General features: G+C 65.9%; 23 protein-coding genes and 1 pseudogene. 6 read left to right on the top strand and 18 right to left on the bottom strand.

Features of this window, described 5'->3' with window-relative positions:
* Window positions 1-25: 25 nt before the first annotated feature.
* Entirely contained in the window at window positions 26-679 is a 654-nt protein-coding gene (locus RS027_RS06155; RefSeq protein ID WP_311955042.1) for a LysE family translocator, read from the bottom strand.
* Window positions 680-810: 131 nt separating this feature from the next.
* Here RS027_RS06155 and RS027_RS06150 point away from each other — a divergent pair, with 131 nt between their 5' ends.
* Complete coding sequence (locus RS027_RS06150; protein ID WP_311885436.1) at window positions 811-1,014, top strand: cold-shock protein; 204 nt, start codon at window positions 811-813, stop codon at window positions 1,012-1,014.
* A gap of 141 nt (window positions 1,015-1,155) precedes the next feature.
* Here RS027_RS06150 and RS027_RS06145 read toward each other — a convergent pair whose 3' ends face one another.
* The 4 genes from RS027_RS06145 to RS027_RS06130 form a co-directional block, all read right to left on the bottom strand.
* Window positions 1,156-1,647: a hypothetical protein gene (locus RS027_RS06145; protein WP_311955041.1), complete on the bottom strand. Its 492-nt coding sequence runs from the start codon at window positions 1,645-1,647 to the stop codon at window positions 1,156-1,158.
* On the bottom strand, window positions 1,530-3,080 hold the full coding sequence (gene yegS / locus RS027_RS06140) for a lipid kinase YegS (protein ID WP_311955040.1): 1,551 nt from the start codon (window positions 3,078-3,080) through the stop codon (window positions 1,530-1,532). Before yegS ends, RS027_RS06145 begins: the two co-directional genes overlap by 118 nt.
* A gap of 65 nt (window positions 3,081-3,145) precedes the next feature.
* Complete coding sequence (pepN, locus tag RS027_RS06135) at window positions 3,146-5,776, bottom strand: aminopeptidase N (protein WP_311955039.1); 2,631 nt, start codon at window positions 5,774-5,776, stop codon at window positions 3,146-3,148.
* 96 nt (window positions 5,777-5,872) lie between these two features.
* Complete coding sequence (locus RS027_RS06130) at window positions 5,873-6,358, bottom strand: YajQ family cyclic di-GMP-binding protein (protein ID WP_311955136.1); 486 nt, start codon at window positions 6,356-6,358, stop codon at window positions 5,873-5,875.
* 183 nt (window positions 6,359-6,541) lie between these two features.
* On the opposite strand from RS027_RS06130, the gene cobO reads away from it, so the two are divergent.
* A complete protein-coding gene (gene cobO, locus RS027_RS06125; protein ID WP_311955038.1) occupies window positions 6,542-7,141 on the top strand; it encodes a cob(I)yrinic acid a,c-diamide adenosyltransferase in 600 nt (199 codons plus the stop codon).
* Window positions 7,142-7,156: 15 nt separating this feature from the next.
* Here cobO and RS027_RS06120 read toward each other — a convergent pair whose 3' ends face one another.
* The 11 genes from RS027_RS06120 to RS027_RS06070 form a co-directional block, all read right to left on the bottom strand.
* Window positions 7,157-8,452 carry an adenylosuccinate synthase gene (locus tag RS027_RS06120; RefSeq protein WP_311955037.1) on the bottom strand — a complete coding sequence of 432 codons (1,296 nt, stop codon included), beginning with the start codon at window positions 8,450-8,452 and terminating at the stop codon, window positions 7,157-7,159.
* The gene (locus RS027_RS06115; protein ID WP_311955036.1) at window positions 8,452-9,645 is read right to left on the bottom strand and encodes an ATP phosphoribosyltransferase regulatory subunit; all 1,194 of its coding nucleotides are present in this window, start codon (window positions 9,643-9,645) and stop codon (window positions 8,452-8,454) included. The genes RS027_RS06120 and RS027_RS06115 overlap by 1 nt, the downstream gene beginning before the upstream one ends.
* Window positions 9,646-9,806: 161 nt before the next feature.
* Entirely contained in the window at window positions 9,807-10,697 is an 891-nt protein-coding gene (hflC, locus tag RS027_RS06110) for a protease modulator HflC (protein ID WP_311955035.1), read from the bottom strand.
* On the bottom strand, window positions 10,698-11,945 hold the full coding sequence (gene hflK, locus RS027_RS06105; RefSeq protein ID WP_311955034.1) for an FtsH protease activity modulator HflK: 1,248 nt from the start codon (window positions 11,943-11,945) through the stop codon (window positions 10,698-10,700). It abuts the gene before it with no gap.
* 168 nt (window positions 11,946-12,113) lie between these two features.
* Window positions 12,114-13,424 (bottom strand): ribosome rescue GTPase HflX, encoded by a 1,311-nt coding sequence (gene hflX, locus RS027_RS06100; protein WP_311955033.1) that lies wholly within the window; start codon window positions 13,422-13,424, stop codon window positions 12,114-12,116.
* 30 nt (window positions 13,425-13,454) lie between these two features.
* Window positions 13,455-13,697, bottom strand: coding sequence for an RNA chaperone Hfq (gene hfq, locus RS027_RS06095; RefSeq protein WP_311955032.1), 243 nt, complete (start codon window positions 13,695-13,697; stop codon window positions 13,455-13,457).
* Between the two features lie 166 nt (window positions 13,698-13,863).
* Window positions 13,864-14,802: a tRNA (adenosine(37)-N6)-dimethylallyltransferase MiaA gene (miaA, locus tag RS027_RS06090; protein ID WP_311955031.1), complete on the bottom strand. Its 939-nt coding sequence runs from the start codon at window positions 14,800-14,802 to the stop codon at window positions 13,864-13,866.
* Window positions 14,803-14,837: 35 nt separating this feature from the next.
* The gene (mutL, locus tag RS027_RS06085; protein WP_311955030.1) at window positions 14,838-16,796 is read right to left on the bottom strand and encodes a DNA mismatch repair endonuclease MutL; all 1,959 of its coding nucleotides are present in this window, start codon (window positions 16,794-16,796) and stop codon (window positions 14,838-14,840) included.
* Between the two features lie 24 nt (window positions 16,797-16,820).
* Entirely contained in the window at window positions 16,821-18,254 is a 1,434-nt protein-coding gene (locus RS027_RS06080) for an N-acetylmuramoyl-L-alanine amidase (RefSeq protein ID WP_311955029.1), read from the bottom strand.
* Between the two features lie 17 nt (window positions 18,255-18,271).
* Complete coding sequence (gene tsaE, locus RS027_RS06075) at window positions 18,272-18,769, bottom strand: tRNA (adenosine(37)-N6)-threonylcarbamoyltransferase complex ATPase subunit type 1 TsaE (RefSeq protein WP_311955028.1); 498 nt, start codon at window positions 18,767-18,769, stop codon at window positions 18,272-18,274.
* A gap of 4 nt (window positions 18,770-18,773) precedes the next feature.
* Window positions 18,774-20,312 (bottom strand): NAD(P)H-hydrate dehydratase, encoded by a 1,539-nt coding sequence (locus RS027_RS06070; protein WP_311955027.1) that lies wholly within the window; start codon window positions 20,310-20,312, stop codon window positions 18,774-18,776.
* 100 nt (window positions 20,313-20,412) lie between these two features.
* Here RS027_RS06070 and queG point away from each other — a divergent pair, with 100 nt between their 5' ends.
* Window positions 20,413-21,594, top strand: coding sequence for a tRNA epoxyqueuosine(34) reductase QueG (queG, locus tag RS027_RS06065; RefSeq protein WP_376717583.1), 1,182 nt, complete (start codon window positions 20,413-20,415; stop codon window positions 21,592-21,594).
* 9 nt (window positions 21,595-21,603) lie between these two features.
* On the opposite strand, the gene orn is transcribed toward queG, so the two are convergent.
* Window positions 21,604-22,194: an oligoribonuclease gene (orn, locus tag RS027_RS06060; protein ID WP_311955026.1), complete on the bottom strand. Its 591-nt coding sequence runs from the start codon at window positions 22,192-22,194 to the stop codon at window positions 21,604-21,606.
* Window positions 22,195-22,313: 119 nt separating this feature from the next.
* On the opposite strand from orn, the gene rsgA reads away from it, so the two are divergent.
* From rsgA to asd, 3 genes are read left to right on the top strand one after another with little or no spacing between them, the layout of a single operon-like run.
* A complete protein-coding gene (gene rsgA, locus RS027_RS06055) occupies window positions 22,314-23,333 on the top strand; it encodes a small ribosomal subunit biogenesis GTPase RsgA (RefSeq protein ID WP_311955025.1) in 1,020 nt (339 codons plus the stop codon).
* Window positions 23,334-23,361: 28 nt separating this feature from the next.
* Window positions 23,362-24,204, top strand: a complete 843-nt coding sequence (locus RS027_RS06050) for a sulfurtransferase (protein ID WP_311955024.1) — start codon at window positions 23,362-23,364, stop codon at window positions 24,202-24,204.
* A gap of 30 nt (window positions 24,205-24,234) precedes the next feature.
* Window positions 24,235-25,098 carry an archaetidylserine decarboxylase gene (gene asd, locus RS027_RS06045; RefSeq protein ID WP_311955023.1) on the top strand — a complete coding sequence of 288 codons (864 nt, stop codon included), beginning with the start codon at window positions 24,235-24,237 and terminating at the stop codon, window positions 25,096-25,098.
* A 64-nt stretch (window positions 25,099-25,162) separates the two neighbouring features.
* On the opposite strand, the pseudogene RS027_RS06040 reads toward asd, so the two are convergent.
* A pseudogene (locus tag RS027_RS06040) lies at window positions 25,163-25,266 on the bottom strand (IS5/IS1182 family transposase); the annotation flags it as partial.

The raw sequence follows: 25,266 nt of genomic DNA, 5'->3' as shown, positions 1-25,266 counted from the left end.
CTGTCACGGCGCTGGAACGGCCGCCCTACGGCCGCTGCTCCAGCGCCAGCCGAATGCCGAAGGCAATCAGCACGCTGCCGGTCAGCCCGTTGAGCGCGCGCGCCACGCGGGCGCTTGCCAGAAAGCGGCCGGCGCGCCCCACCATCAGCGCCACGGCGATCTGCCAGGCGTTGGCAATGGCAAAGTGCACGCCGGCAAGCCACAGCGACTTCACCAGCGCCGGGTCCTCGGGCGCGATGAACTGCGGCAGAAAGGCCATATAAAACACCACGGTCTTGGGGTTGAGCACGTTGGAGACGAGCCCTTCGCGCGCCGCCTGCAGTCGCCTGGCCTGCCCCCGGGCACCCGCCGTACCCTCCGCGGCCAGCCCCTGCCCCCGGCGCATGGCGCCCAGGCTCTGCACGCCCAGCCAGACCAGATAGGCCGCCCCGGCAAACTTCAGCGCGCCAAACGCCGTCGCCGACTGCAAAAGAATCAGCGAAATGCCCAGCGCCGATACCGCGGCGTGAATAAAAAGCCCGCAGCAAATGGCAAGGCTGGTGGCCACGCCGTCGCCGACGCCGCCCCGGGCGGTGTTGCGGATCACCAGCAGCGTATCCACCCCCGGCGTCAGAGAAAGTAGCGTAATGGCCACCACAAAAGCCCCGAAGTGCCCGTCGATCAAACTCCACTCGGCCATGCTGCCGGCTCCGTTAAGCGGTAAAAATCATTGGCCGAGACTTTACGCCCCGACATTTAACCTCTACATTGAAATTGACGATCAGGCAAAGGTGCCTTCGTCAGATAACCAAGCAAGCAAGGAAATTGATAATGGCAACTGGCACTGTAAAGTGGTTCAACGACACCAAGGGTTACGGCTTCATCTCTCCGGATGACGGCGGTGACGACTTGTTCGCCCACTTTTCCGAAATTCAGGCCGAAGGCTTCAAGTCCCTGCAGGACGGCCAAAAGGTCAGCTTTGAGGTCACCCAGGGCAAGAAAGGCTTACAAGCCTCGAATATCCAGGCCCACTGATTCTCTCAGGGCTAATTTCTTAAGGTATGCTCTTGAGCCAACCCCTGAGCAAGCTCTTGATCAACACCCTGAGGATATAGCGCCTGCGAGCGCCAGGAACATCGCAGAAGCCCGCCGGTCGGCGGGCTTTTTTTATGCCTGTCAGTCGCGCTCCGGCTCGTCCACCGTGGGCGTGGCCGTATCCGAGGCGGTCTCCACGTCCTGCTGCTCAAGCTCCTTGTACTGCTCCTGGAGCTGCTGCTGGGTTTCTTCAAAACGCCGCTCGGCGTCTTCGATCAGCTCGTCGACCTCCGACTTGCCAATCTCGCCGTCGAGCTTGCCGGGCGGGGCGGAAGGTTCAATATCCAGCTCCTCATCCGGCAGCGCGACGTCCTTCTCTGACGGCATGCCGTTTTCCGCTGAGGCGCCCGCATCTCCGGGTAGCGGCTCGGTCGTCGGCGCCTGCTTTTCCGCCTCTTCGAACTGCTCCTTGAGCTCCTGCTCGGCTTCTTCGAAGCGCCGGTCGATATCGCTGATCACGTCGTCCACGTCGGACTTCGTGACCTCGCCGGGCATGGCGGCGTCCTCGTCCTCGAGCACGTCTTCGGGGTCTGCGGAAAGCGTGTCGTCGTCGGCGGTGACCTCTTTGGGCACAGCCCCTTCAGACGTAGCGTCTTCGGCCGTAACGTCTTCAGGCGCCGTATCGTCAGACGCCGAATCGCCGGCGGCGCTATCCGTCTCGCCGGCCGGGGCCGGCGTCTCCGCGTCGGTCTCCGGATCGGCCGTATCCAGATCGGGCGCCTCGTCCGAAGACGCCGACTCGGTGGTGTCTGCCGTCTCAGCCGGCGCGTCTTCGCTCTGCTCGGCGGGGGTGTCGCCGCCTTCCGGGGCCGGTTCTGACGCGTCATCATCGCTGCAGGCGCCAAGCAGCAGCGCCGTGGCCATGAGCGTCGGTATCCAAAAGCGGTTTGACATGGCGGTATTCTCCTTACCGTCGCTGTAAGTAAAACAGGGCTAGGCCGTTGGCCAGGCCGTAGAAGGTCTGGCCGTCTGCGCGACCTTGTCGGGCGCCGGCGTCTTGTCGCCGCGGCCGTCGTTTGGGTTGTCGCGGCTGTCTCGCCGGTAAGCGACTCAGGAGTTGTAGCCACCAGCAGCTCGGAGTCCGCGGGCATGGCCAAGCGCAGCGCCAGGGGGACGACCTCGGCGGAAAAGGCGTCAAAGCGATGCGCTTCGCCGTCCAGGGTCAACGGCCAGGGCGGATGGCTTGGGTCGGTGCTCACCGAGAGTTTGGACACCGGCAGGTAGCGCACAAAGCGCCCCCGGGCCGGAAATTCGCGCAGCTCGCGGATCAGCTGCGGAAGCTCCCTGAAAGAGCCGAAGTCCTTGACCAGCAGCATGTCCAGGTAGCCGTCGTTGATCCTGGCGCTGGGCGCCAGCACCTGGCCGCCGCCGGACTGGCGGGCATTGCCCAGCGCCACCAGCAAAAACGCGGCCTTCTCTTCGCAGTTATCCCAGTTGAGCGTGCCTTCGTAGCTGCGGTGGCGCCAGGTCTTGAGCGCTCCCATCACCGAGTAGGCCGCCCCGCCCAGCAGGCGCTTGAGCAGCTTGGGCGTGGTCGAGGTCACCTCGGCGCCAAAACCGCCGGTAGCCATGTTGAGGTAGTACTCGTCCACGCCCTTGCCCTGCCCGGTGGCGGAAATCCGCACCACGTCCACCGGCTGGGGCTCCCAGCGGCAGATCTTCTGCAGCGCGGCGTAGGGCTCCAGGGGCAGCCCCAGCGAGCGGGCAAAGTCGTTGGCGCTGCCCAGCGGCACAATGCCCAGCGCCGGACGCTTTTCCCGGGGAAGACGCATCAGGCCGTTGACCACTTCGTTGACCGTACCGTCGCCGCCGCCGGCAATCACGTGGGTGGCGCCGTGATCCACGGCCGCTTCGGCAAACATCGCCGCGTCCCCGGCTTCCCAGGTGGCATAGACAATCAGCGCCATACCCGCCCGCCGCTTCTTGGCCACCGCGGCCCGCAGCGCCGGATCGCCGGCAGACTTGCCGTTTACTACCAGTACATAACGCCGATTGATGTCGCTCACCGTATCCGTCCACCTCGTATTGCCGTTGTCCCTATTGTCGCTGTGTCGCCCGAAGCCGTCCGCTTTTAGCCCAGCGCCTTGTCCACCATCTCAAAAACGTTGGCCGACAGCGGCCGGTCGTGGATGCGCTGGAGTTCGGCCTGCATCAGCGCCTGACGGGTATCGTCAAAGCGGCGCCAGCGCGTCAGCGGCGTCATCAGGCCGGCCGCCATTTCCGGGTTTAACCCGTCAAGTTCGATCACCGTATCGGCCAGCAGGGCGTAGCCCGCGCCGTCCAGCCGATGAAAGTTGATGCGGTTTTGCGCGAAGGTACCCAGCAGCGCCCGCACCTTGTTGGGATTGGTCAGCGAAAAGGCCGGGTGCTCCATCAGGTACTTGACGCGATCGAGCACGTCGTCCTGGGGCCGCGATACCTGAATGCTGAACCACTGGTCCATGACCAGAGGGTCGTGAGCCCATTTTTCGCCAAAGGCCCTGAGCGCCGGAGCGGACAGGTCGTCGCGGCTGGAGTGCACCAGCAGGGTCAGCGCCTGGCGCACGTCGGTCATGTTGTGACCGGCGTCAAACTGCGCCTGGCAGTGCTCGATCCCGACCTCGTCTTCGATGGTCATGAGATAGCCCAGCGCTACGTTTTTCAGGCTGCGCCGGCCAATCTGCTCAGGCGTCGGCGCGTAGGGCTCGTCCGCCTGATTGGCCTTGAACAGCGCGAGAAAATCGTCGCGCAGGGCAAAGCCCAGCGACTGGCACACAAACTCTCGGGCGGCGTGGATGGCGTCCACGTCCACCAGCGGCTGATGCTCGGCAATGCAGGCCTCGGACGGCAGCCGCAGCATTTCGGCCATCACCGCCTTGTCTTCGGCCGGCGCGTTGAGCAGCGTCCGGTAAGCCTCCACCACGCGGGTGTCCATGACCTTTTCCACGCCGTTGCGGTGAGCGGCAATGAGATCGTTCAGGGCCAGCATGGCCAGGCGCTGGCTGGCTTCCCAGCGGTTAAAACCGTCGCTGTCCTGGGTGAGCAGAAACGCCAGACCCTCCCGGGAATAGGGGAAGTACAGCTTCACCGGCGCCGAGAAATGGCGTAAAAGCGACGGCGTGGGCGCCTCCGCGACGTCGGTGAAGACGAACGTCTGCTCGGCTTCGCACAGGTTGAGTACGGTATCCTTGCCGCAGGCTTCGCCGTCGAGCGTCAACGTCAAATCGTGCCCCGACTTGGTCCCGATGAGCCCCATGCGCACGGGGATGTGCAGCGGCTCGGGGGCCTGCTGCCCTATCGTTGCCGGGGTGCGCTGACGCAGGGTCAGGCGGTATTCGGCGTTGGCGTAGTCGTACTCGCCGTGGGCGTCGATCTCCGGGGTACCCGCCTGATCATACCAGCGCATGAACTGGGACAAATCCTCGCCCGAGGCTTCCACCATGCAGCCGACGAAGTCCTCGATGGTTACCGCCTGGCCGTCAAAGCGCGCGAAGTAAAGATCGCTGCCCCGGCGGAAGGCGTCCCAGCCCACCAGGTTTTTTAGCATGCGCACCACTTCTGCCCCTTTCTCGTAAACCGTCAGGGTATAGAAGTTGGTGATCTCGATGTAGTGGTCCGGGCGCACCGGGTGCGCCGTGGGGCCGGCGTCCTCGGCAAACTGGGCGGTGCGGAAAAACGTCACGTCCTGAATGCGCTTGAGCGCCGCCGAGTTGGTATCCGCGGTGAAGCTCTGGTCGCGGAACACGGTAAAGCCTTCCTTGAGCGAGAGCTGAAACCAGTCCCGGCAGGTCACGCGGTTGCCCGACCAGTTGTGGAAGTACTCGTGGGCGACGATGCCCTCCACCTGCTGGAAGGCGGCGTCGGTGGCGGTGTCCGGGTGGGTCAGCACCGCCGCCGAGTTGAAGATATTGAGCCCCTTGTTTTCCATGGCGCCCATGTTGAAGTCGTTGACCGCGACGATCATGAAGCGATCAAGATCGTACTCGCGACCGTAGCGCTCCTCGTCCCAGCGCATGGCACGCTTGAGCGAAGCCAGGGCGTGGTCGGTCTTGCCCAGATTTTCTTCCTCGACCCAAATTTGCAGCGTGACGTCGCGGCCGCCCATGGTGGTGAAGCTGTCCTCCACACACGCAAGATCGCCGGCGACCAGGGCAAACAGGTAGGACGGCTTGGGGTGTGGGTCTTCCCAGGTAACGAAGTGGCGCCCGCCGTCAAGCCCGCCGCGCTCGACCGGGTTGCCGTTGGCCAGCAGCACCGGCTCGCGCTCGGCGTCGCCGATCACGGTGACGCGAAATACCGTCATGACGTCCGGACGGTCCGGGTAAAAGGTGATCCGGCGAAAGCCTTCGGCCTCGCACTGGGTGCAGTACATGCCGTTGGACTGGTAGAGCCCTTCCAGCGCGGTGTTGTCCCTGGGCGCCACACGCACCCGGGTTTCCAGAGTAAACGCCGCGGGCACGTCAGCAATGGTCAGCCCTTTGTCGTCGTGGCGATAGGCGCTGTCCGCCAGGGGTTCGCCGTCAACGGCGACGGACTCGAGCGTCAGCTGCTCGCCGTGGAAATAAAGCGGCGCATCGGCGCCGGCGTCCGGGTGGCGCTCGACGGTCAGGCACGCCTCGACGCGGGTATTGGCGGGGTCTAGGTCAAAGGTCAGCTCGGTATGGGTCACCCGATAGGCGGGCGGCTGGTAGTCGCTTAAATAAACCGGCTGCGGTTTTGACATAGCGCATGACTCCTTGTTGGCAGCGGCTCTGATGGGCCGACGGCAAATACAGTAAAAGAAAAAACAGTAAGCCAGGCTCGCCGGCAGCGGCCTGGATCAGTCGCGGAAATTGTCGAATTGCAGCGGCAAATCGGGGCCTTCCTCGCCGCGCAGCAGCGCCATGATGCCCTGCAGGTCGTCGCGTTTTTTCCCGGTCACGCGGACTTTTTCGCCCTGGATCTGCGCCTGCACCTTGGCCTTGCTCGCCTTGATGCGCTTGACGATGTCCTTGGCGTCGGCCTGCTCGAGCCCTTGCTTGAGCGTTACCGTCTGACGCGCCCGAACCCCTGAGAGTTCCGGCTCCTTGACGTCCATGCAGCGTGCGTCGATGCCTCGGGCGATCAGCCGCCCGCGCAGCATCTCAAGCATCTGCTGAAGCTGGAAATCCGCCTCGGCCTCCAGCGCGACGCTGTCGCCCTCCAGGGTAAAGCCGGCGTCGACGCCGCGAAAATCAAAGCGGGTTTGCACTTCGCGGTTGGCCTGGTCAACGGCGTTGGTCGCTTCGTGGCGATCAAATTCGGATACGATATCAAACGAGGGCATGGTCACTTCCTGAAAGTAGACGCTTCCTGACATGGGATGACCCGCTATTCTAGAGCAGCCACCCCGCTGCCCGCCAATTTCATTAGCTGACTAAATAAGACCCACCGCCAGCCATCCAAGCCTTGTCCGACACGCGGGCATGGCCTAGGCTACGGCGCCAATCCAACCACCTCGGGAGATACCATGAGCGATCGCGAGACGCGCCATAAAGCGTCAATGCAAAAACTGAAGGCGCGCGTGGACGAAAAAGTCGCCAACGCCACCGAGCAGCGCGGCCTGATCATCGTCAACACCGGCAACGGCAAGGGCAAGACCACCGCCGCCTGGGGCACCGTGACCCGAGCGCTGGGCTACGGCTACCGGGTCGGCGTGGTGCAGTTCATCAAGGGGCTCTGGGAGTGCGGCGAGCGCAACCGCCTGGAAGACGACCCCAACCTTGACGTCGCCATCATGGCCACGGGCTTTACCTGGGACACCCAGAACCGCGAAGCCGACACCCGGGCCTGCGAGGAAGTCTGGGCCGACGCCGCGCGCATGCTCGCCGACCCGGAGATTTATCTGGTGGTGCTTGACGAAATCACCTACATGCTCAAGTTCGGCTATCTCGATATCGATACCGTCAGGGAGGCGCTGGAGAACCGCCCGCCGGAGCAGACGGTCATTATCACCGGGCGCAATGCCCACCGCGACCTGGTCGCCATGGCGGACACCGTCACCGAGATGCAGGAAGTCCGCCACGCCTTCGCCAGCGGCATTCAGGCCCGCCGCGGCATCGATTTTTAACCCGTCCGCGCGGAATCAGCCGTCAAAGGGGTTACGCAGCACGATGGTTTCCACGCGGTCGGGGCCGGTGGAAATCATGGCGATGCTGGTGCCGATCTGCTCTTCCAGAAAGCTGATGTAGGCTCGGGCGTTGGCCGGCAGGCCGTCGACGCTTTTGACCCCCAGCGTGGACTCCTCCCAGCCCGGCAGGTCCTGGTACAAAGGCTCGATGGCCTCGTAGCCCTCGGAATCCACCGGGTTGTCCAGCACGTCGCCGTCCTTGCTGCGATAGCCCACGCACACGCGGATGGTTTCCAGGCCGTCGAGCACGTCGAGCTTGGTCAGGCAGAGCCCGGAAATCGAGTTGATCTGCACCGAGTGGCGCAGGGCCACGGCGTCAAACCAGCCGCAGCGCCGCGCGCGCCCGGTGGTGGCGCCAAACTCGTGGCCCTTCTCCGCCAGGTGGCGGCCGTGGTCGTCAAACAGCTCGGTGGGGAAAGGCCCGGAGCCCACCCGGGTGGTGTAGGCCTTGGTAATGCCTAGTACGTAGTCGAGGTACAAAGGCCCCACGCCCGACCCGGTGGCAGTACCGCCGGCGGTGGTGTTGGAGCTGGTGACGTAGGGGTAGGTGCCGTGGTCGATGTCCAGAAGCGCCCCCTGCGCGCCTTCAAAGAGGATATTCTCGCCGCGCTGTCGCAGGGAGTGCACCAGGCCCACGGTGTCGCTGACCATGGGGCGCAGCTCGTCGGCCATGGCCATGGCGCTGTCGAGCACCGCCTGGAAATCCACCGCCGGCTCGCCGTGGTAGCGGGTCAGCACGAAGTTGTGGTAGTCGAGCACCTCGCCGAGCTTGGCGGCGAAACGCTCGCGGTGGAGCATGTCGCCCAGGCGCAGCCCGCGGCGCGCGACCTTGTCTTCGTAGGCCGGGCCGATGCCGCGGCCGGTGGTGCCAATCTTGGCCACGCCGCGGGCTTTTTCCCGGGCCTGATCCAGGCGCACGTGGTAGGGCAGGATCAGCGGGCAGGCCGGCGACAACCGCAGCCGCTCGCGCACCGGCACGTCCTTCTGCTCCAGCTCGTGAATTTCATTGAGCAGCGCCTCCGGGGAGAGCACCACGCCGTTGCCGATCACGCAGATCTTGTCGTCGCGCAGAACGCCCGACGGAATCAGGTGCAGCACGGTTTTTTCGCCGTCGATTACCAGCGTGTGGCCGGCGTTATGGCCGCCCTGGAAGCGCACCACCGCCGACGCCGATTCGGTGAGCAGGTCAACGATCTTGCCCTTGCCTTCGTCACCCCACTGGGTGCCCAGTACTACGACATTCTTACCCATTATGCACTCGTCTCTTGTGTCAGGGCCGTTGGCTGCCAACGGCCGTCGATAAGCTCTAGCCGACGGTCGCAGCCGTGCGCCAGCGGCTCGTCGCGCTGCCCCGGCAGCGCTTGGATGACGCGCTCGCCGCGGCGGCGAAGCTCCGCCACGGCGTCGCACAGCGCGTCCTCATCAATGGCCGGCGCCAGAATCGCCCCCGGCGCCGGCGTCGCCTCCGCCAGAGTCGCCAGCTGTTTCAAATCCGTGGAAAACCCGGTGGCCGGGCGGGCGCGGCCGAAGACCCGTCCGGTATCGTCATAGCGGCCGCCCTTGGCCAGGGCATGGCCGTAGCCCGGCACGTAGGCGGCAAACATCATCCCGGTGTGGTACTGATAGCCGCGCAGTTCGGACAGATCAAAATACAGCGAGACGTCAAAGCGCGCGCGCACCCGGCGCTGTAGCGCCAAAAGCTCGTCGAGGGCGGCGGTCACCGTGGCCGGCGCGCCGGCAAAGACATCCCGGGCCCGATCGAGCACGCTCACGTCGCCGTGAAGCTCACCCAGCGCCGTCAGCATGTCGGCCAGCGCCGGGTCGCTCACGGTGCGCTGGACTTCGCGTTCAATGGCGCCGGGAGATTTCAGCGCCAGCGCGGTAAACAGCGCCCGCTCCTGCTCTTCGTTGAGCGCCGCGGCCTCGACCAGGCTGCGATAGATGCCGATGTGGCCAAGCGCCAGGTGCAGCTCGCCGGCGCCGGCCGCGGTCAGGCTTTCCAGCGCCAGCTGGATGATTTCGCTGTCGGCTTCAAGTCCGCTATGGCCAAAAAGCTCAACGCCGACCTGCACCGGGCTGCGCCCGCCCTGATAAGGGTCAGCCGTAGCGCGCATGACGCTGGTGCAGTAGCACAGCCGCACCGGCCCTTCCCGGCGCAGCGAGTGGGCATCCATCCGCGCGACCTGAGGCGTCACGTCGGCGGTAGCGCCCATCATGCGCCCGGTCAGCTGATCGGTGAGCTTGAAGGTTTGTAAATCGAGGTCGGTGCCGGTACCGGTCAAAAGCGAATCGAGAAACTCCGCCGGCGGCGGCATTACCTGGTCGTATCCCCAGCGGTAATAGAGGTCCAGCAGCCCGCGGCGGAGCTCCTCCATGCGGCTTGCCTGCGGCGGCAGCACCTCATCCATGCCGTCGGGCAACAGCCAGCGGTCAGCGATGGTCATGTCAACAATCCTGCGAGACGACGGTGAAAGCCCCCGGGAATTCATCGGCAGCGCGACAAATCCGCTAACGTGAGGCCACAAAAAAACCGGGCAACGCCCGGTTAACGAAGTCTACCATGTTTGGCCGCCGGAGAAACCCCGTTCCTCCGGCGGGCGGCGACTTACTCCGCGTCTTCCGACGCCGGCATGGCGTTGTTCAGATAGCGGAAAAACTCGCTGTCCGGTTCCAGCACCAGGAGGTTGTCGCTGTCGGCAAAGCTCTTGCGGTAGGCGTTGAGGCTACGCCAGAAAGAGAAGAACTCGGCGTCCTGCTCGTAGGCGCTGGAATAAATCTGCGCCGCCTCGGCATCGCCTTCACCGCGCAGCGTTTCCGAACGCTCGCGGGCCTGGGCCAGCAGCACCTGGCGGCGGCGATCGGCGTTAGCCTGGATCCGCTCGGCCTCTTCCTTCCCCTGGGCACGCCACTCGCGGGCCTCGCGCTCACGCTCGGAGCGCATCCGCTCGAACACCGCCGCGGACACGTCTTCGGGCAGGTCAATACGCTTGATACGGATATCGCGGATGGCGACCCCGAGCTCGTCGCGCATCAGGCTATCCAGATCTTTGCGGGGACCGGTCATGAGCTCGTCGCGGTTTTCAGCGATGATCTGCTGCAGCTCCAGCCGGCCAAAGGCGTTACGCAGGCTTTCGTCCACCCGGGGCTGGATCAGCCGCACGGCCATGGTTTCATCCCCCGCCGTGGCCTCGTAGTAAAGCGTCGGATCGACGACTTCCCACTGAACATAGGAGTCGACGATAACGGCTTTCTGCTCTTCGGTCAGATAGCGGCTGGTGTCGGTATCCAGAGTCAGCAGCCGGGTATCGAACTTGCGCACCGTATGGGTGATGGGCACTTTGAAGTGCAGCCCCGGCTCGATGTTCTCTTCCACGACTTCGCCAAATCGAAGCTTCACCGCGCGCTCGGTTTCATCCACGACAAACAGGCTACTGCTGGCAAGCCAAGCGGCAACCGCCAGGCCACCGACGATCAGCAGGGATCGATTATTGATCATTTACCGGCCCTCCCTGCGGGTGGACGTTCTGTTGTTGGAGCGGTTGCCGGCGTTGCTGCCGGAACGGCTTGACGAAGACGACGAGGCCGCCTGCGGCGAGATATTCTCAAGGACACGGGGGTCCAACTGCTTACCGTCGTTGGACATCGTGCCGCCCTTGCCGCCGAGCTTGTCCAGCGGCAGGTACATCAGCGGCGCGTTGTCACCGGTATCCAGCAGCACCTTGGGCGTGGCGCCGAAAACGTCTTCAATGGCTTCGATGTACAGGCGCTCGCGCATGGTTGCCGGCGAGTTCTGGTACTCGGAAAGCAGCGACAGGAAGCGGTTGGCCTGACCCTGGGCCTCGGCCACTACCGATTCGCGATAGCCCTGGCCCTGCTCGATAACCCGCTGGGCCTGCCCCTGGGCCTGGGGAATAATGGCATTGGCATAGGCCACGGCCTGGTTAATTGTCCGCTGGCGGTCCTCTCGAGCGCGGATGACGTCGTCGAAGGCGTCGATCACCGGCTCCGGCGCCGAGGTGGACTCGATGTTGATGGTCTGCAGCTGGATGCCCACGTCGTAGTTGTCCAGGTAGGTCTGCAGACGGCTGGCCACCGAGCTGCCGAGAATCTCACGCCCGGACGTCAGGATATCGATCATGTTGGTGCCGCCAACCACGTGGCGCAGGGACGAATCCAGCGCGTTTTCAATGGTCAGGTTGGGATTGCGCACGTTGAGCATGAAGTTGGACGGATCCGATACCCGGTACTGGGCCGATATCTCGACCTTCACGATGTTTTCATCCTGGGTCAGCATCGACTGGGTCTGGGTCAGCGAGCGCACCCGGGTCACGTTGACCATGCGCACGTCGTCAATCAGCGGCGGATTCCACTGCAGGCCGGGCGTGACGATCTCCTGGAACTTGCCAAAGCGCAGCACCACGCCGCGCTCGGACTGGTCGACCAGGTAAAAGCCCGACGCCGCCCAGATGGCCAGCGCCACGACGATCAAAAGCCCGGGCAGGGTAAAGGCGCTGCGCGACTTGCCGCCGCCGTTGCCACCGCCGCCGCCGTTGCCGCCTTTTTTCTTGCCCAGCATGCCGTTGATCTTCTGCTGAAACTTCTTCAGCGCCTCGTCAAGGTCCGGCGGTCCGCCGCCGTTTCCGCCACCGCCTCCGCGGTTGCCGCCGCTGTCGCCGCCCTTGCGTCGACCGCCCCCGCTCCAGGGGTCGTGCTGGTTGCCACCACCAGGCTCGTTCCAGGCCATACGTTAGTCTCCATCAAGGTGTTCACCGGCACGCCGCGTCGGGGCGCCTAGGCGCGACGCCGTGCCCTGTCATCCTGCTATCTTTATATGTGCTGTTCTTGAGCGTGCTGTTCTTGAGCGTGCTATCGCGGGGTCATCGCCGTCGGGCCGGCGCTCAGGGCCGGGCGCCTACCAGCCGGCCGGCTCCTTGAGGGCCTCGGGCAAATAGGTATCGGCACGCTCGCCAAGTCTTGCCATCAGCTGGTTAAAGTCGCGTCGCTGCAGACGCACGTCAAGTACCGGGCGCCCGTTTTCGTCAAAATATTCGGACTGCACGGCGTTAAGCTCGTGCAGCCCGGCGCGCAGTTTGCCCTGCTCCGGCTTAAGCGTCAGCGAAAAGTCGATGACATCATAGGCCAGACGTTCGCTCAACGCCTGATAGAGCAGATCAATTCCGCGGCCATCCTGGGCCGAGAGCCAGACGGTGTCGGGCACTCCGTCGCCGTCGCGCTCGATGCGCGGGGCGCTGTCCAGCCGGTCGATCTTGTTCATGACCTTGAGCATAGGCACGCGATCCGCGCCGATTTCCTCGAGCACCTCGTCGACCTGTTCGACGTTGAGCTCGCGATCAGGGTCGGCTGCGTCGATCACGTGGACCAGAAGCGAGGCATCCACCGCTTCCTGCAGCGTGGCCTGAAACGCCTCGACCAGCTTGTGCGGCAGGTGGCGGATAAAGCCCACGGTATCGGCCATGATCACCGGCCCCACGTCGTCGATTTCCAGGCGCCGCAGCGTCGGGTCCAGGGTAGCGAACAGCTGGTCGGCCTGATAGACGTGGGCGTCGGTCAGCGCGTTGAACAGCGTCGACTTGCCGGCGTTGGTATAGCCGACCAGCGAAATGCTGCTGATCTCCGCCCGAGCCCGCGCCCGGCGATTTTGCTCGCGCTGCTTGCGCACCTTGTTGAGCTGCTTGTGAATCGCCTTGATCCGGCCGCGCAGCAGCCGGCGGTCGGTCTCCAGCTGGGTTTCCCCCGGGCCGCGCCCGCCGATGCCGCCGGCCTGGCGCTCGAGGTGTGTCCAGCCGCGCACCAGGCGCGTGGAGACATGCTCAAGCTGGGCAAGCTCAACCTGCAGCTTGCCTTCGTGGGTTCGCGCCCGCTGGGCAAAAATATCCAGGATCAAACTGGTGCGGTCCAGCACTCGGCAGTTGAGCTCGCGCTCCAGATTACGCTCCTGGGACGGGCTCAGGCCGTGGTTGAAAAGCACCAGCTCAGCCTCGTGCGCCGCCAGCATGGCACGCAGCTCTTCAAGCTTGCCCGAGCCGATAAAGGTGCGGGTATCCGGGCGGTTGCGGCTGGCGGTCAGCAGCGTGGCCGCCGTCGCGCCGGCGGACCGCACCAGCTCGAGAAATTCGCCCGGGTCCTCCCGGGCGTGCTCGTCGGGAAAATCGACGTGCACGAGTACGGCCGTTTCACCGGCATCGGGGCGCTCAAAAAACAATCAGTACCTCATGGCTTGGTTGGTGCAGCATTAGGCCTCGACGTCGCCGGTGTCCGATGCCGGAAGGCGCACGTTGCGCGACGGCACAACGGTGGAAATCGCGTGCTTGTAGACCATCTGGCTGACGGTGTTGCGCAGCAGAATGACAAACTGGTCGAATGACTCGATCTGACCCTGAAGCTTGATGCCGTTGACCAGGAAAATGGACACCGGAATGCGCTCCTTGCGCAGGATATTCAGGTACGGGTCTTGAAGGGACTGCCCTTTGGACATGATGCTCTCCCAAACTGTCTTGGAGTTGGTTATTAAAAGTGCGCCAGAGGCGCCCTGCAGCAGGGTTACCCGAAAGGCCGGCGCGCGACCGCTCGAAAACGCTAACGATAAAGCGCTCATCTTACGCTAAGCGGCGCGCTCACGCACGGCCTTAAAAGCGCCTATTTCAGCCGGCGCCGTGGCCGGCCAGCGCCATGACGCGCTCAAGCGCCCCGGCGTCCGTGGCATCTACCCAGTGCAGGCCCTGCCAGCGGCGCAGCCAGGTCAGCTGGCGCTTGGCCAGCTGGCGCGTGGCAATGACGCCGCGCTCGACCAGCGCCTCGCGGTCGTACTCGCCGTCCAGATAAGCCCACACCTGGCGGTAACCCACGCTTTTCATCGACGGCAGATCAGCGTGCAGATCACTACGCTTTCTGAGGGCGACGACCTCATCTATCAACCCCTTGTCGAGCATTGCGGCAAAACGAGTGGCGATTCGCCGGTGCAGCACGGCGCGATCGGCGGGCGCCAGGGCTATGGACAGCACCCGCCAGGGAAAGGTTTCCGGGCGCTGCTCGGCCCAAAGCTCGGTGAGCGTGCGCCCGCTCGCCTCGAAAACTTCCAGAGCGCGCAGAATGCGCTGGGGGTCGTTGGGGTGAAGGCGCGCGGCGGCGGCCGGGTCCACCTGCCCCAGGCGGCGGTGCAAGGCCACCAGGCCGTCCCGAGCCTGCTCGGCCTCGAGCCGCGCGCGGATGGCCGAGTCGGACGGCGGCAGGTTATCAACGCCGTCCAGCAGCTGCTTGTAATACAGCATGGTGCCGCCGGTGAGCAGCGGAATCCGGCCCCGGGCGGTGATCTCGCGCATCTCATACAGCGCATCCCGGCGAAAATCCGCCGCCGAATACGGGTCCGCCGGGTCACGGATGTCGATCAGCCGGTGCGGCGCCCGGGCAAGCTCGCAGGCGTCAGGCTTGGCGCTGCCGATATCCAGCCCGCGATAGACCATGGCGGAGTCGACGCTTACGATCTCGCAGCCCAGCCGCTCGTGCAGAGCGATCGCCGCATCGGTCTTGCCCGAGGCGGTGGGCCCCATCAAAAAAATCGCCGGCGGGCGTGAGTCGGTCATGAACCTGGTAGCTCCTGTAACACTCTGCTGGCCGCCTATTGGCCGCGTAAAAACAGCCGGTCCAGCGCCTGCATGTTCATCTGCGTCCAGGTCGGGCGGCCGTGGTTGCACTGGTCGCTGCGCTCGGTGCGCTCCATATCGCGCAGCAGCGCGTTCATCTCGTCGATCGTCAGGCGGCGGTTGGCGCGCACGCTGCCGTGGCAGGCCATGGTCGACAGCAGCTCGTGAATGTGCGCCTCGACCTGGCGGGTGCGGCCGTAGCGCTCGAGCTCCTCGAGCATGGCGCGCACCAGCGCTTCCGGATCGGCGCCTGACAAAAGCGCCGGCAGCTGGCGCACCAGCAGCGTCTCGGGGCCGGCCACGTCCAGGGTGATGCCGAGCTTTTCGATGGCCTCGCGCTCGCTTTCCGCGGCGGCCACCTCGCGACCGCTGGCGGAAAGCGACACCGGCACCAGCAGCGGCTGGGCGTCCACGCCGGCGGCGTCCAGCTGGCGCTTCATGCGCTCGTAGACGATGCGCTCGTGGGCGGCGTGCATATCGACGATCACCAGCCCCCTGGCGTTCTGGGCGAGGATGAACACGCCGTGCAGCTGGCCCAGGGCAAAACCCAGCGGCGGCGCGGCGGCGGGGTCGGCCGCGGGCATGGCGGACGCCTCAGGCGTCGGCGCCTGGCGCACCTCCCGGGCGCTGTCTTCCGGCGCACGCGGCGTCAACAGCGTCTCTTCGTGGTCCGGGTGCAGCGCCTGGTAGCCCTGCATAAAGCGGCGCACCTTGGCGGCCCCCGGGTGGCCGGCGCCGCCGGGCGGGCCCGCCGGCGAAGACGATCCGGCATGGTGGCCGGGCGCGGGCGCAAGCGCCATGCCCTGCTGCTCGAAGCGGCCGTCGTCTGCGCCCACACCGCCCTGCGTCGCTTCCTCCGAGGCGCCAGCGTGGGCCTCCGCGGCGGACGGCTCGGCTACGGCGTCGGGCCGGGTGTCGGCCAGGCAGTGATGCAGGCTGGAAAACAGAAAGTCGTGTACCGTGCGCCCGTCGCGAAAGCGCACTTCGTGCTTGGTCGGGTGGACGTTGACGTCGACCACGTCCGGGTCTACGTCCAGGTAGAGCACAAAGACCGGGTGGCGGCCGCCGTAGAGCACGTCGCGGTAGGCCTGGCGCACGGCGTGGGCCACCAGGCGGTCGCGGACTACCCGGCCGTTGACGAAAAAGTACTGCTGGTCGGCCTGAGCTCGGGAGTGCGTAGGCAGCCCCACCCAGCCGGACAGGCGCAGATCGCCCACCTGGCGCTCGATGTAGCGGGCGTGCTCGATAAAGGTCTTGCCCAGAAGCGAGGCGATACGCCGCTCCCGGGCGGCGGGCGAGTCGCCCGGCGGCAGCTGGTGAACGGTCTTGCGGTTGTGGCGCAGCGTCCAGGCGACGTCGTAGCGCGACAGCGCCTGGCGGCGAAACGCCTCTTCCAGGTGGGCAAACTCGGTTTTTTCGGTGCGCAGGAACTTGCGCCGGGCCGGCGTGTTGAAGAACAGATCGCGCACCTCGACGCTGGTGCCGCGGGGGTGCGGCGCCGGGGTGACCCGGGCCTCCATGCTGCGCCCCTCGGCCACCACGCGAAAGCCTTCGCGGGGGTCGTCTAGGGCATTGGAGGTCAGCGAAAGCCTGGATACCGCGCTGATCGAGGCCAGCGCCTCGCCGCGAAACCCCAGCGAGCTTACGCCCTCCAGGTCGTCGAGGTTTTCAATCTTGCTCGTGGCGTGGCGGGACAGCGCCCGGGCCATGTCGCCTTCGGCGATACCGGTGCCGTCGTCGCGCACCTTGATCAGCCGCGCGCCGCCCTGCTCCACCTCGACTTCGATGCGCCGGGCGGCGGCGTCGATGGCGTTTTCCATCAGCTCCTTGGCCACCGCCGCCGGGCGTTCGACCACTTCGCCAGCGGATATCTGGTTGGCCAGGCGCGGGTCGAGCACGTGGATTCTGGGCGCTGCGGCCGCGTTATCGTCCACTATCTACCTCCAACACTCACCTTGTCAGGATTCGGGAATATGCAGCACCTGGCCGACGCGGATCACGTCGCCGTTGAGCTCGTTGGCCTGGCGCAGGCGGCCCACCGGCACGTTGTGGCGCGAAGCAATGGCCGACAGCGTGTCGCCCTGTTGAATGCGATACTCGTCGCTGCCGGGGCGACGGTCGTGGTCGCGCTGCCAAGCCAGCAGGCTGGCCGGCGGCGGATGGCGCTCAAAGTGCTTGCGGACACCGCCGAATATCGCCTTGGCCAGGCTTTCCTGGTGCGACGGCGTTGCCAGGCGCTCCTCTTCGGTGGGGTTGGAAATAAACCCGGTCTCCACCAGCAGCGACGGAATATCCGGCGACTTGAGCACCACAAAGCCGGCCTGCTCGACCCGGGACTTGTGCAGGTGGTTGATCCGCCCCAGCTGGTCAAGCACCTGGCCGCCGATGGTCAGCGAGTCGTTGAGCGTGGCGGTCATGGTCAGGTCGAGTAGCACCCCGCGCAGCACCTGGTCCTTGTCGCGCAGCGAAAGGTTGCCGTCCACCCCGCCGATCAAATCCGAGCGGTTTTCGCTGTCGGCCAGCCACTGGGCGGTTTCCGACGTTGCCCCGCGCTGGGACAGCGCAAATACCGAGCTGCCCTGGGGCCGCGGGCTAGTAAAGGCGTCGGCGTGGATCGAGACGAAGAAATCCACCTTCTGCTCCCGGGCCAGGCGCGTGCGCTGGCGCAGGCCAAGGTAGTAGTCGCCGTCGCGGATCAATACCGCCTTGAACCCTTCGACGGCGTTGATGCGCGCGGCCAGCCGCTGGCTGATCTCAAGCACCACGTCCTTCTCCCGGGTGCCGCCGGGGCCCACCGCGCCGGTATCCTCGCCGCCGTGGCCGGCATCCACGGCAATGATGATATCGCGCCGCGGGTGCGGTTCGGCCTGCTCGACGACGGACGTCTCCTCGGGCGCTTTGCCCAGCGCCTTGGCTTTGGTACTGGCGCGCTTGGCGGCGATTTCCTGCTCGCGGATCATCGACTCGATGGGGTCGATGGGGTTTTCCACCGCGCTTTCGCCCGGGTATTCCAGATCCACTACCAGCCGGTGACCGTACTCTTCGTTGGGCGCCAGGTTGAAATGGCGCGGCTCGATATCACGGCTGAGCTCGAGCACCACGCGCAGATCGTCGCCCTCGCGCACGCCGGTGCGCACCGCCGAAATTGCGCTGCCCTCCAGGGGCAGATCGTCCATCTTTGCCTGCAGATCGCTGTCCGCCAGGTCGATCACCAGCCTTGACGGCGAGTCCAGCGCAAACACTTCGGCCTTGGCCGGCTCGGACAGATCAAACACCAGCCGGGCGTGGTCCGGCGCCGCCCACAGGCGCACGCTGTCCACCGTTGCCGCCTGCGAGACGGCGGGCAGCGCCAGGCCCAGCGCCATGAGCACCGCCAGCTTCGCTCTGCGCATCCTTTCCCGCGCCGCCATCACACGTCGCCCCGGAAGCCGGCTGCGTCGTCGTCTAACCCGCGAGCGTCTGCCAGCTCGGCAAGCAGCGCCTCGCCCCTGACCGTTGCGCTTTCCAGCCGCGCGCGGCGCCCGGCCCCGGCGACGTCCAGCGTCAGGTCCACATCCGCCGGGGGCAGCCAGCCCGCGCCGCGGCTGGGCCACTCGACTACGCAAAGGGCGTCGTCGGCGAAGACGTCGCGCCCGCCGATGAACTCGAGCTCCTCGGGGTCACCCAGGCGATAAAGATCCAGATGATAGACGCGCTTGCCGTCAAGCGCGTAGGGCTCGACCAGCGTATAGGTGGGGCTTTTCACCGCGCCTTCGTAGCCGTAGGCGCGCAGCACGCCGCGGGTGAGCGTGGTCTTCCCCGCGCCCAGGTCACCGTGTAGATAAAGGCGCCCGCGGCCTTGAAACAGTCGGCCCAGGGTTTCGCCGAACGCGACGTGCGCGCTCTCGTCGGGGAGTTGCACCTGCATGGGGCTAATACCTTGATGATAATGAGTACCTTGATGGCAAACTGTCAGACCCGGGGTTGATCAGCCGGCGCGCACAGGATGCCAGATCGCTCGCCAGCAAACCACGTTCGCCGTGGTCCCGGGCGGCCATATCCGCCGCCAGGGCGTGAATCAGCACGCCGAGCCGGACGCTGTCATCATTCATGCCGCGCTGACCGGCCAGCGCCCCGAGCATCCCCGCCAGGGCATCGCCCATGCCGCCGCTGGCCATGCCCGGGTTGCCGTAGGGGCAGACACCAAGCCCCCCGGGGCCGGCGACCAGGGTGCCGGCGCCCTTGAGGACGATAGTGCCGCCGTAGCGGCGGCGCAGCGCTTCGGCCGCCGCCGGCCGGTCGGCTTCGACCTCGGCGGCGGTGATGCCCAGCAGGCGGCCCGCCTCGCCGGGGTGCGGCGTCAGCACCCAGCTATCGCGGCGCTCAGCGGTAAAGCGCGCGGCCAGCAGGTTCAGCGCGTCGGCGTCCACCACCAGCGGCCTGTCGCTCTCAAGCGCCGCGGCCAGCACGGCCTGGCCAAAGGCGCCCTGACCGATGCCGGGGCCCACCACCAGCACGTCGCTCTGCTCCACCAGCCCGGCCAGGTCCGCCCCGCCGCATACGCCGTGGGCCATGACTTCCGGGCAGCGGATCAAGCTGGCGCCGACGTGCTCCGGCGCGGTGGCCAGGCTTACCTTGCCCGCGCCCAGCCGGGCGGCGGCCTGGGTGGCAATCAGCGCCGCGCCGCCCATACCCGGCGCACCGCCCAGCACCAGCACGTGGCCCATGTCGCCCTTGTGCGCGGTGCGCCGGCGCGGGGCAAAGGCCTCGGCCAGCCGGCTTGCGCTCAGCAACACGCCGCGCGGCACAATGTCATCAAACGCCCGGGCGTCGACGCCCAGCGGGCAAAACATCACCTCGCCGGTATGGTCGGGCGCCCTGCCGGTATAAAGCCCCAGCTTGTCGGCGATGAACGTCACCGTGGCGTCGGCGCGCACCGCCACGCCCAGCAGCGCGCCGGTATCCGCGGCCAGCCCCGAAGGAATATCCACCGCCAGCGTCGGCTTACCGGCGCGGTTGATCGCGTCAATCGCCTGGCGGTAGGCTCCCCTGACGTCGCCGGCAAGGCCGGTCCCCAGCATGGCGTCCACCACCGCCTCGCCGTGCAGCGCAGCGTCATCCTGCCACTCCTCGACCGGCGCGCCCGCTGCCCTTGCCATGGCTGCCGCCCGGGCGGCATCGCCTTCAAGCTCACCCATCGGCTTCAGCGCCAGGCACTGCACGGAAAGCCCGGCCTGGGCGGCCAGAGCGGCAATGACGTAGCCGTCGCCGCCGTTATTGCCGCCGCCGCACAGCACGCTAACGCTGCGCGCCTCGGGCCAGCGGGCGCGCAGGTGTTGCCAGGCGCCGGCGGCGGCGCGCTGCATCAGGGCAAAGCCTTCGATACCGGAAGCGACGGTGCGCCGGTCGATTTCCCCCGTCTGGCCGGCGGTGTACAGCGGGCGCAGGGGCTGCGAGATCACAGAGCTCACGGAGTCTCCTCTTGCCGGGGTTGAATCAAGCGTGCGGCGCGTTTCGCGCCGGCGCGGCTTGTACGTTAGCATAGCGTGACAGTCTGACCGTTGACCCGCCATGGCCGCCTCCGTTCCCACAGACGTTCCCAACGACGTTCCCACCCGCTATGCGCCCGCCGACGAGGCTTCCGACTCGCCGCTGTCTCCGGCCGAGCTTTCCGCCCTTGCCGACGAGATCAAAGCCTGGGGCGACGAGCTGGGCTTTCAGCAGGTGGGAATTACCGATACCGATCTCTCTCAAGGCCCCGGCGGCGACCACGAGGCCCACCTAAACGACTGGCTCGACCAGGGCTACCACGGCGAAATGGGCTTTATGGCCAAGCACGGCACCAAGCGCACCCGCCCCGCCGAGCTTGAGCCCGGCACGCGGCGGGTGATCAGCGTGCGCATGGACTACCTGCCGGCAGATATGGACAGCATCGCCGTACTCAGCCGCCCCGAAAGCGCCTATATCTCGCGCTACGCCCTGGGCCGCGACTACCACAAGCTGATGCGCAAGCGCCTGGCGGCGCTCGCCCAGCGCATCGAGGCGCGGGTCGGCAAGATCGGCTACCGCGCCTTTGTCGACTCCGCCCCGGTGATGGAGCGGGCGCTGGCACAAAAGGCCGGGCTCGGCTGGTTCGGCAAAAACTCCATGTTGCTCAACCCGAAGGCCGGCTCGCTGTTCTTTCTGGGCGAGCTCTACACCGACCTGCCGCTCCCCGTGGACGCCCCTTTCGAGCGCGACCACTGCGGCAGCTGCAACAGCTGCCAGACCGTCTGCCCCACCGGGGCCATCGTCGATGACGGCGTGGTCGATGCGCGCAAGTGCATCTCGTACCTCACCATCGAGCTTCACGGCGCGATCCCCGAACAGTACCGCCGGGCCATGGGCAACCGCATCTACGGCTGCGACGACTGCCAGCTTTACTGCCCCTTCACCCGCTTTGCCCACCCCACTCGGGAAGACGACTTCCAGCCGCGCCACGACCTTGATCGGGCGGAGCTGTTAACGCTGTTTGGCTGGGGCGAGGAAGAGTTTCTCGCCAGGACCGCCGGCAGCGCCATACGGCGCATCGGCTACGAGCGCTGGCTGCGCAACGTTGCCGTGGCGCTGGGCAACGCCCCCTTCAGCCCGGCGGTGGAGGCCGCCCTGATGGCAAGGCGCGCTTACCCCAGCGCGCTGGTACGCGAGCACGTGGCCTGGGCGCTGGCCGAGCAGCGCGATAAAGGCCGGCAGCGCATTGCTACCGCCGGCTAAGCCGCAGCGCTACTCTTCTTCGCCGTAGAGGTCTTCTGCGCTGTTGCCGGTCTGCAAAAACGTGCGGCGGTAGTGCGAAAGCTCCTCGATGGACTCCTTGATATCGTCCATGGCGAGGTGCGCGTTGCGCTTTGTGAAGCCCTTGAGGGCGTCCGGGTTCCAGCGCTTGGCCAGCTCCTTCACCGTGGACACGTCCAGGTTGCGGTAGTGGAAGAATGCCCAGAGCTCGGGCATTTCACGCTCCAGAAAGCGCCGATCCTGGTGGATGCTGTTACCGCACATGGGCGAGGTGCCCGGCTCGACGTAGCGGCGCAGAAATGCAAGCGTCTGCGCCTCCGCCGCGGCGGTATCCGTGGTGCTTTCCTGAACCCGCTTGACCAGGCCGGACTCGCCGTGGGTCTTGCGGTTCCAGTCGTCCATCTGTTCGAGCAGGCTGTCGGGCTGCTTGACCGCAATCACCGGCCCTTCGGCCACGGTGTTCAAGTCGCCGTCGGTGACCAGGGTGGCCACCTCGATAATGCGCTCCCTGTTGGGGTCCAGCCCGGTCATTTCCAGGTCGATCCAGATCAAAAGATCCTTGCGTGGCGTTGTCTCGCTCATGGTGGCTCCCTGATAGATTCAGCGGCGGCGCAGCGGCAGGCCACTCAGCCGCCGCCAAAGCCGTTACAATGCGGAAAAGCGCTAGTGTACCCTTCAACTGTACCGATCAACAGGTGGCCATGAGCAAACGTAAACTGAGCCGTCAGCAGCGCTGGCGAGTGGAAAAGGTCCAGGCCGAACGCGAAAAGCGCGCCGCCAGGCACAGCGCCCGGGAGAACGAACAGCTGGCCGCCGGCGAATACGGCGCCGAGCAAACCGGCCGGGTGCTTGCCCACTTCGGGCGCACGCTTGAAGTACGCGGCGCCGACGGCGCGGCGGTGCGCTGCCACCTGCGCGCCAACCTCCAGGGACTGGTCACCGGCGATGTGGTCATCTGGCGCGAAGGCGAGGACGGCTCCGGCGTGGTGGTCGCCGCCACCGAGCGCGAAAGCGTGCTCTCCCGCCCGGACCCTCAGGGCCGGCTCAAGCCCGTCGCCGCCAACGTCGATCAGATCCTCATCGTTTTTGCCGTGGAACCTAGGCCCCACGCCAACCTCATCGACCGCTACCTGGTGGCCGCCGAGGCCACCAGCATCGCCCCGGTGCTGGTGCTCAACAAGGTCGATCTGCTGCCCGACGACGGCGGGGAGCTTGGCCAGCTGCTCGAGCGCTACCGGGCGCTAGGCTACCCGGTAGTCAGCACCACCACCGAACAAAGCGCCGGGCTCGACGCGCTCAACCGCCAGCTCGCCGGGCGCACCTCGGTGCTGGTGGGCCAGAGCGGCGTGGGAAAGTCCTCGCTGGTAGGCCACCTGCTGCCCGACGAAAGCCTGCGCATCGGTGCGCTGTCCGAAGAGACGCGCAAGGGTACCCACACCACCACCACCGCCAGGCTTTACGCCATGCCCGGGGTAGACGGCGGCGTGCTCATCGACTCCCCGGGCATCCGCGAATTCGGCCTCGCCCACCTGGACGCCGACACCGTCACCGAAGGCTTTGTCGAGTTTCGCCCCTACTTGGGCCACTGCCGCTTTCGCGACTGCCGCCACCGGGCCGAACCCGGCTGCGCTTTACTTGCCGCGGTGGAGGCAGGCAATATTCATCCACAACGCTTTGCCAGCTATCGGCGCATTCTCGCCAGCCTGGACACGCCAAGCTGAATAAGCCACGTCAACGTAAGGAGTTGTCATGAGCACCCCACAGCAAAGCTCGGAAGCCCACCTGCTGCCGTTGATCGTCGAGCCGGAAACGCTCAACGACCACCTTGACGACCCGGAGCTTCTGATCATCGACGTGCCCAAGGACCCCGGCAGCTACGCCCGGGGCCACGTTCCCGGCGCGGTGTTTCTGGAGTGCCGCCGCCTGATGCGCGGCGAAGCGCCGGTCCCCAGCGAGGTGCCGGATATCGACACGCTCTCGGCCATGCTCAGCGAGCTGGGGCTTACCCGGGACACTCATGTGGTGGCCTACGACGACGAAGGCGGCGGCTTTGCCGCGCGGCTGCTGTGGACGCTTGAGCTGATCGGCCACCGGCGCTATTCCTACCTCAACGGCGGCATCACCGCCTGGCGCGCCGAGGGCCTGCCCCAGGAAACCGAGCCCACCAAGCCCACGCCGACCGACTACCGCGCCGAGATTCTCAACCCCGAGGCGCGCATTACCTGCGACGAGATCAAGGAGCGCCTGGGCGAGGCCGACTTTGCCGTCTGGGACGCCCGCTCGCCGGCGGAGTACAACGGCGAAAAGGGCCAGAACAAGCACTTGGGCCATATTCCCGGCGCGGTCAACATGGAGTGGACCAACGCCATGGATCCCGAGCGCGACCTGCGCATTCGCGGCTACGCCGAGCTGATCACCGAGCTTGACGCCATGGGCATTACCCAGGACATGGAGATCGCCACCCACTGCCAGGGCCATCACCGCAGCGCCTTTACCTGGCTTGTTGGCCGCGCGCTGGGCTTCAACATCCGCGGCTATGCCGGCTCCTGGGGCGAATGGGGCAACCGCGACGACACGCCGATTGAAACCTGATCCGATAACACCCGACGGAAACCAACGCCCGTGACGCTTTCCCAAAAAGCCTTTGCGCTCATGCAGTACCCGCTGCCCCACCACGCCATCTCAAGGCTTGCGGGCAGCCTGGCCGAGTGCCGTTCCCCGGGGCTGAAAAACGCCCTGATCAGCGCCTTTATCCGGCGCTTCAAGGTGGATATGCGCGAGGCGCTGGAGCCGGACTACCGCGCCTATACCACCTTCAACGATTTCTTCACCCGGGCGCTCAAGGACGACTCCCGGCCCCTGGGCGAAGGCTTCATCAGCCCCGCCGACGGCACGCTATCGCAGTACGGGCGCATTACCGCCGGCGAACTCGTCCAGGCCAAGGGGCATCGTTTTTCCGCCCGCACCCTGCTCGGCGGCAACGCCGAGCTGGCCGATACCTTCGCCGGCGGCAGCTTCGCCACGGTGTATCTCTCACCCAAGGACTACCACCGCGTGCACATGCCGATGACCGGCACCCTGCGCGAGACGATCTACGTGCCCGGGCGGCTGTTCTCGGTCAACCAGGCCACCGCCGGCTATGTGCCGGGGCTCTTTGCCCGCAACGAGCGGCTGGTATGCGTGTTTGATACCGCGCACGGCCCGCTTGCCGTGGTGCTTGTCGGCGCGATGATCGTGGCCGCCATCGAAACCGTCTGGGCCGGGCAGATCACCCCGCTTGCCGGCACGCCCCAGCGCACCCGTTTGGACGAGTCCGTCACGCTTGAAAAAGGCGCCGAGCTCGGCCGCTTCAAGCTCGGCTCCACGGTGGTGATGTGCACCGTAAACCCGGTAGCATTCGACGACTTTACCCCCGGTGCCAAGGTGGCGATGGGACAAAGTCTGGGACGTATGGAAGCAAGCCGGGAGAACAGGCAAGGCGGCTAAGCGCGGATAATCGGTCCGGTTGAAAACTGATATAAACAAGATAAGCTTAGGGCCTGTTGACGTTTCACATTGGTAGCCATAAAAAGCCGCATGCCAAGGCCACCATGCTTTCGTAATTTCGTTTGAGCTTATCGTAGCGCGTCGCAATGGCGCGATACGGTTTCAATC

Source organism: Halomonas garicola (genome assembly GCF_031935715.1).
Lineage (GTDB): Bacteria > Pseudomonadota > Gammaproteobacteria > Pseudomonadales > Halomonadaceae > Vreelandella > Vreelandella garicola.
The sequence above is the reverse complement of the archived record's forward strand: the minus strand, read 5'-3'. Positions and strand labels throughout refer to the sequence as shown.

Coding starts and splice junctions, on each gene's coding strand:
- RS027_RS06115 (WP_311955036.1), bottom strand. CDS start 9,645: ATGACCATCGCTGACCGCTGGCTGTTGCCCGACGGCATGGATGAGGTG.
- hflK (WP_311955034.1), bottom strand. CDS start 11,945: ATGGCCTGGAACGAGCCTGGTGGTGGCAACCAGCACGACCCCTGGAGC.
- orn (WP_311955026.1), bottom strand. CDS start 22,194: ATGAGCGAGACAACGCCACGCAAGGATCTTTTGATCTGGATCGACCTG.
- RS027_RS06150 (WP_311885436.1), top strand. CDS start 811: ATGGCAACTGGCACTGTAAAGTGGTTCAACGACACCAAGGGTTACGGC.
- RS027_RS06050 (WP_311955024.1), top strand. CDS start 23,362: ATGAGCACCCCACAGCAAAGCTCGGAAGCCCACCTGCTGCCGTTGATC.
- hfq (WP_311955032.1), bottom strand. CDS start 13,697: ATGTCCAAAGGGCAGTCCCTTCAAGACCCGTACCTGAATATCCTGCGC.
- RS027_RS06080 (WP_311955029.1), bottom strand. CDS start 18,254: ATGCGCAGAGCGAAGCTGGCGGTGCTCATGGCGCTGGGCCTGGCGCTG.
- hflC (WP_311955035.1), bottom strand. CDS start 10,697: ATGATCAATAATCGATCCCTGCTGATCGTCGGTGGCCTGGCGGTTGCC.
- cobO (WP_311955038.1), top strand. CDS start 6,542: ATGAGCGATCGCGAGACGCGCCATAAAGCGTCAATGCAAAAACTGAAG.
- rsgA (WP_311955025.1), top strand. CDS start 22,314: ATGAGCAAACGTAAACTGAGCCGTCAGCAGCGCTGGCGAGTGGAAAAG.
- RS027_RS06120 (WP_311955037.1), bottom strand. CDS start 8,452: ATGGGTAAGAATGTCGTAGTACTGGGCACCCAGTGGGGTGACGAAGGC.
- RS027_RS06130 (WP_311955136.1), bottom strand. CDS start 6,358: ATGCCCTCGTTTGATATCGTATCCGAATTTGATCGCCACGAAGCGACC.
- RS027_RS06155 (WP_311955042.1), bottom strand. CDS start 679: ATGGCCGAGTGGAGTTTGATCGACGGGCACTTCGGGGCTTTTGTGGTG.
- pepN (WP_311955039.1), bottom strand. CDS start 5,776: ATGTCAAAACCGCAGCCGGTTTATTTAAGCGACTACCAGCCGCCCGCC.
- tsaE (WP_311955028.1), bottom strand. CDS start 18,769: ATGCAGGTGCAACTCCCCGACGAGAGCGCGCACGTCGCGTTCGGCGAA.
- miaA (WP_311955031.1), bottom strand. CDS start 14,802: ATGACCGACTCACGCCCGCCGGCGATTTTTTTGATGGGGCCCACCGCC.
- queG (WP_376717583.1), top strand. CDS start 20,413: ATGGCCGCCTCCGTTCCCACAGACGTTCCCAACGACGTTCCCACCCGC.